Source organism: Vibrio ichthyoenteri ATCC 700023 (assembly GCF_000222605.1).
GTDB lineage: Bacteria > Pseudomonadota > Gammaproteobacteria > Enterobacterales > Vibrionaceae > Vibrio > Vibrio ichthyoenteri.
This window is the reverse complement of record NZ_AFWF01000059.1, coordinates 1-5,102: the sequence shown is the minus strand read 5'-3', so window position 1 is coordinate 5,102 and position 5,102 is coordinate 1. Positions and strand designations below refer to the sequence as shown.

The window sequence follows — 5,102 nt, the reverse complement described above, 5'->3', positions numbered from 1 at the left end:
GTTAGTCGCGTCGTCGGCTTCAACAGGCGCAGTAGCTTGCTCTGATTTACGTGCTTTGGCACGAGCAATAGCAGCGGCAACAGCGGCTTTCTTTGCGTCGCCTGCACTCGACGGATCAGTAAACGTCAGCTTTTACTTCCGCTGGAGTTGTCGCGTCGTCTGCTTCAACAGGCGCAGTAGCTTGCTCTGATTTACGTGCTTTGGCGCGAGCAATGGCAGCGGCAACGGCGGCTTTTTTCACATCGCCAGTAACGGGAGCATCAGCAGGTTCAGTTGCTGGTGTTGCTGCTTGTTGTGCTTTCTTGGCTTTTGCTCGGGCAATAGCAGCAGCGACCGCACTTTGCTTATCGCCTGCTTGTGGTTTATCGCTGTTCTCTGCGCTTGGTTCACTGACGGCATTGCGCTCTTGTTCAGCCTTGCGTTCGCGAGCCTGACGTTTACGCTCTTCACGCAACTTAGCCATTTCACTATTGTCAGGTTCAGCTTGGCCTTGTTGCATGGCTTGCGCTTGCTTGGCTTTCGCTCGAGCAATTGCCGCAGCAACAGCAGGTTTCACTTCCGCTTCTGTGTTGTCTGATTGTGCTTTTTGAGCTTTGACTCGCGCAATCGCAGCTGCAATTGCGTCATCGCCACCGGTCGATTTCATTTCTTGGCGACGATCATCTGCCGCTTTCTTAAAGCGGTTTTCACGCTCAGCTTTATCACGTTCAAGACGTTCTTTTTTGTGCTCAAAGCGTTGGCGAGCACGCTCGGCTGAATCCGCTTCTTCTTTACGGGTTCGTATTTCAGCTTTCGCTTGGCGATAGTATTGAACTAAAGGAATTTCGCTTGGGCAAACAAAGGCACAGGCGCCACATTCAATACAATCTTTAATGTTTAGCTCTTCGCATTTATCAAAATCTTGCGCTTTGGCATACCATTGCAATTGCTGTGGTAGCAGTGATGCTGGGCACGCTTCTGCACAAGCACCACAACGGATACAAGCCATTTCATGCTGATCTGAGACAATTTCGCGTCGCGTTGGGGCCAAAATACAGTTAGACGTTTTGGTTACCGGTACATTGGAGTGCGGCAGAGTAAAACCCATCATAGGACCACCCATGATTAAGCGCGGCTGTTTACGATCGGCTTTGTAGCCGAATTCATCCAACAAGGCTTGCACAGGGGTACCGATTAAAGTCCAAATGTTTTTTGGTTGTTTAAAGGTATTGCCGGTTAAGGTGACAATACGTTCGATCAGTGGTTCACCATGACAGACGGCACGTTGAATGGCATAGAGAGAGCCAACGTTCTGGACTAACAAACCAATATCAGCTGGGATTCCGTTGTTTGGTACTTCTTTGTTCGTCAGTACTTTGATCAACTGCTTTTCACCGCCTGACGGGTATTTCGTCGGGATCACTCGAATCACAATATCTTTGTGCTGAGCAGCAACTTCGAGCGCTTTGATCGCTTTTGGCTTGTTATCTTCTATACCAATAATGGTCAGTTTTGGCTTGAGGATGTGTTCAACAATCTCAATACCTTGAATAATGGCATCGGCGTATTGCTGCATCAAAATATCATCGGCAGTAATGTAGGGTTCACACTCCGCTGCGTTGATGATTAAAATTTCGGTGCGGCCAAGACCCGCTTGAATTTTCTTCGCGGTTGGGAAACCTGCGCCGCCCATTCCGGAAACACCCGCTTGGCGGATAACTTCAATCAGCGCTTCCGGTGTTTTTTCACTGAAGTTTTCAATCGCTTTACGTTCAACCCATTCTTCTTTGAAGTCCGGTTTGATCACGATACAAGTTTCACTCAATCCTGAAGGGTGTGCCGTGGTACGAGGTTCGATAGCAGTAATGGTGCCGGACGTTGGTGCGTGCACCGGCAGCATAAAGCTCATGTCATACTTGGTTAGAGGTTGACCTTTTAGAACACGTTCACCGACGGAAACAATGAGGTTGCCCGGTTTACCGATGTGTTGTTTGATCGGTAAAACAATTTCTTGGGCGATTGAAGCTCGCTCTAGCGCGGTCTTTAATGATTGTTGCTTGTTTTCAACAGGATGCACACCACCAGGAAAGTCCCACAGTGCGCCTGTTTTGATTTGTTTGATTAATGACAACATGCCAGTCCTTAATTCACGCGATTCTGCACATCGGCAGAATGGGTAATATCAACAACAGGAATGGCGTTTAATTGCCACTTCCAATTCGCTGTAGTGGTTTCTACAGGGATCATTTCAATACAATCCGTTGGACATGGTGCAACGCAGAGGTCACAACCGGTACATTCATCCTTAATCACCGTGTGCAGAGCTTTTGTTCCACCAACGATCGCATCGACCGGACAAGCTTGAATACACTTAGTACAACCGATACACATGTCTTCATGAATAAAGGCTACGGTTTTCACCGCGTTGTCTAAATCGTGAGCGGATTCAGTTGCTTCTACGCCCATCAGGCCAGCGAGCTTTTCGATCGTAGCTTGACCACCCGGAGGGCACTTATTGATGGCATCGCCATTGGCGATCGCTTGGGCATAAGGGCGGCAGCCTGGGTAGCCACATTGACCACATTGAGTCTGCGGTAAAATTTCATCGATTTGATCAACGATTGGGTCGGCTTCCACTTTAAAACGAATAGAAGCAAAACCAAGGATAGCGCCGAACACTGCAGCCAGCACCGCGATCGCAATAACCGCAATTAAAATTGAGTCCATTACAGCTTCACCAATCCTGTAAAGCCCATAAAGGCAAGGGACATGAGTCCGGCTGTGATCATCGCAATCGATGCACCTTTGAATGGCGTTGGGACATCAGCGGCGGTAATACGCTCACGCATTGAAGCGAATAGAATTAACACCAAAGAAAAACCAACAGCAGCGCCAAATCCGTAAATGATGGATTGGATGAAGTTGTGGTTTTCGTTGATATTGAGCAACGCCACACCCAAAACCGCACAGTTGGTTGTGATAAGTGGTAAGAAGATACCTAACAAGCGATAGAGCGTTGGGCTGGTCTTATGCACCACCATTTCAGTGAATTGAACCACGACCGCAATCACGAGAATAAAACTCATCGTGCGTAAATATTGCAGTTCTAAAGGCACTAACACGTAGCTTTCGACAAGATAGGCGCACACAGAAGCAAGGGTTAGCACAAACGTTGTGGCTAATCCCATCCCAATTGCGGTTTCGAGTTTTTTTGACACGCCCATAAATGGACACAGGCCTAAAAACTTCACCAGTACAAAGTTGTTGACGAGCACAGTGCCGACTAACAACAAAAGATATTCGGTCATAGTATTTATTTAAGAAATTCCGATCCCGACATTATCCTGCTTTGCTCAGCCAATAACAACCAAGGAAAGCTAAGGTTTTACACTCTTGACTAAAAATTATACGCAAAAATGTCGTAGTTTGGTTTGCCGTTGTTTTCACCAATGAGCAGTTTGTGATTAAAGCGTCACCAAGTGTACATGCTTCTGTTGCTTAACGATTACAAGGCGGTAACAGCTTGGGGTTGATATCGCGATACGCTGAACAGTTTTGCAACGTGATAATTTTTGCCTATTTCAACTGTGACATTGCACGAATAATTGCCGCTATAAAGAGCATATTATTCACTCAGTCTATTAAACGTTGTCATCAAGGAGTTTGATGTGTTTTTTATTGAATTTTTTATTGTTCTAGGATGTATTTTAATTGGTGCTCGCATTGGCGGGATCGGCCTTGGCGTATTAGGCGGGGTAGGTTTGGCTATTTTGAGCTTTGGCTTTGGCTTGAAACCAACCAGTCCACCGATTGACGTAATGCTGATGATTATGGCTGTAGTAGCCGCAGCAGCAGCGATGCAAGCTTCAGGTGGCTTGGATTACTTAATCAAAATTGCGTCTAATATTTTACGCAAAAACCCACGTCACATTACCTTTATTGCCCCTTTAGTGACGTACACCTTTACTTTCCTTGCAGGTACTGGCCACGTAGCTTATTCAGTATTACCAGTGATCGCAGAAGTGAGTCGTCGTAGTGGTATTCGTCCTGAACGCCCACTTGGTATGGCGGTTATTGCTTCTCAGTTTGCAATCGTAGCAAGCCCAATTGCGGCAGCGGTTGTTGCTTTGGTTGCGTTCCTTGAACCACAAGGCATTACACTTGCTGATGTACTAATGGTAACAATCCCAGGGACTTTCCTTGGTTTGGCGGCGGCGTGTTTGATCGTTAACAAGCTGGGTAAAGAGCTTAAAGATGATCCAGAATATCAGCGTCGTATGCAAGATCCTGCATTCCGTAAAGAAATGGAAGCGGAAGTGCAAGTTGATGAGCTTGTGATTAAACCTCAAGCAAAAACAGCGGTTGGCCTATTCCTATTTGGTGCCCTTGCTGTGGTTATCATGGGCGCATTCCCATTCCTACGCCCTAACTTTGATGGTTCTCCGATGGGCATGGCGCATACGATTGAAATCATCATGTTGGCGATTGGCGCATTGATCATTCTTATCTGTAAGCCGGATGGCAATGAAATCACACAAGGTTCGGTATTCCATGCAGGTATGCGCGCTATTGTGGCGATCTTTGGTATTGCATGGTTGGGCGACACGTTCATCGCCGGCCACGATCTGATGGTGAAAGAAGCGGTATCAGGCATGGTAGAAGTTGCGCCATGGACTTTCGCTTTTGCTCTATTTGGTTTGTCAGTGATGGTAAACAGCCAAGGTGCAACGACGGCGGTATTGGTGCCAGTGGGCATTATGCTTGGGCTGCCAACGGAAGTGATTATTGCAACGTTTGTGGCAGTAAACGGTTACTTCTTTATTCCTAACTACGGCCCAATCATCGCTTCGATTGACTTTGACCGTACCGGTACCACCAAAATTGGTAAATATATCTTTAACCACAGTTTTATGATTCCAGGCCTATTGAGCATGGTATTTAGTATTATCTTTGGTTTTGTATTTGCAGGTTTTGTACTGTAGTTACGCAAGGCTTTTTTGCGCGATAACTGACGAATAAATAAAGACGCTTTCGGGCGTCTTTTTTGTTTTGAGCCGTTAGATGAATTGCTTAGAGAAAACATCGGAGTCAGAAACGAAAAAGACTCAACCGTGAGGTTGAGC

General features: G+C 46.5%; 4 protein-coding genes. 1 reads left to right on the top strand and 3 read right to left on the bottom strand.

Annotated features, from left to right (window positions below):
- Positions 1–115: 115 nt before the first annotated feature.
- From rsxC to rsxA, 3 genes are read right to left on the bottom strand one after another with little or no spacing between them, the layout of a single operon-like run.
- Positions 116–2,113, bottom strand: a complete 1,998-nt coding sequence (gene rsxC / locus RH85_RS05655; RefSeq protein ID WP_006711244.1) for an electron transport complex subunit RsxC — start codon at positions 2,111–2,113, stop codon at positions 116–118.
- Positions 2,114–2,121: 8 nt separating this feature from the next.
- Positions 2,122–2,706, bottom strand: a complete 585-nt coding sequence (gene rsxB / locus RH85_RS05650) for an electron transport complex subunit RsxB (RefSeq protein ID WP_006711243.1) — start codon at positions 2,704–2,706, stop codon at positions 2,122–2,124.
- Positions 2,706–3,287 (bottom strand): electron transport complex subunit RsxA, encoded by a 582-nt coding sequence (rsxA, locus tag RH85_RS05645; RefSeq protein ID WP_006711242.1) that lies wholly within the window; start codon positions 3,285–3,287, stop codon positions 2,706–2,708. Before rsxA ends, rsxB begins: the two co-directional genes overlap by 1 nt.
- Positions 3,288–3,647: 360 nt before the next feature.
- Here rsxA and RH85_RS05640 point away from each other — a divergent pair, with 360 nt between their 5' ends.
- Positions 3,648–4,961, top strand: a complete 1,314-nt coding sequence (locus RH85_RS05640) for an anaerobic C4-dicarboxylate transporter family protein (protein ID WP_006711241.1) — start codon at positions 3,648–3,650, stop codon at positions 4,959–4,961.
- Positions 4,962–5,102: the final 141 nt, after the last annotated feature.